This window comes from Komagataeibacter oboediens, from assembly GCF_003207815.1.
Lineage (GTDB): Bacteria > Pseudomonadota > Alphaproteobacteria > Acetobacterales > Acetobacteraceae > Komagataeibacter > Komagataeibacter oboediens.
In genome coordinates, this window is the sequence record NZ_NKTX01000265.1 from 1 (window position 1) to 567 (window position 567).

Annotated in this window: 1 protein-coding gene and 2 pseudogenes; 2 read left to right on the plus strand and 1 reads right to left on the minus strand. The window is 61.2% G+C overall.

Going from position 1 to position 567, the window contains the following annotated elements; all coding sequences use genetic code 11:
- Together CFR80_RS18780 and CFR80_RS20080 are read left to right on the plus strand one after the other, a co-directional pair.
- Positions 1-312: pseudogene (locus tag CFR80_RS18780) on the plus strand (hypothetical protein); the annotation flags it as partial.
- A gap of 22 nt (positions 313-334) precedes the next feature.
- Entirely contained in the window at positions 335-457 is a 123-nt protein-coding gene (locus CFR80_RS20080) for a hypothetical protein (RefSeq protein ID WP_258367979.1), read from the plus strand.
- Here the strand turns inward: CFR80_RS20080 and CFR80_RS18785 are convergent.
- Positions 448-567, minus strand: a pseudogene (locus CFR80_RS18785) (IS5/IS1182 family transposase); the annotation flags it as partial. The gene CFR80_RS20080 and the pseudogene CFR80_RS18785 sit on opposite strands and share 10 nt — an antisense overlap.

Genomic DNA, 567 nt, shown 5'->3' on the forward strand with positions numbered 1-567 from the left:
TTCAGCATGAAGGCCATCGTGAACCCGTTTCTCAGAAAGGGGTCGTTTTTGGCTGCCTGTCCCCCTTCCGAAGGGGTCACTTTTCCATGCCGCTTAACAGACCATCCGGCGGACGGGCATCTGGTGTTCACGTCCTATGCCAGCACGCCCACCCCTGCGGGCACATTGGCCTATACGCTGCGCGCCGATCTGGACCATGATATCCGTCTTGGCCTGCGCGGTACGGTGCGTATTTACGGGCCGCGGCACATGCTGGTGCTGTGGGCGCTGCGCAGGCCACTGGGCGTGGTACGGCAATGGCTGTCGTTCTAGTTTGCCGGGCGGGACGTGCGGCATGAACGCCCCTGCCCCATGGCCTGCGCTGCGTGATGACCTGGAACTGCTGCGCGGGCCGGTCGTAATCGGCGCACCCACATGGACACTGTATGAGCCTGATCCGAAAGTTTTTCAGCACTGACAATGCCTTGTGGTTCTGCGGGTCAGCATGCGGATTGAGGCGATCAAAGTCCACGCTGTTGACGAGGCTATGGACTTTTCCCAGTCTTTGGCGAGCCGCCTGCAGCGACC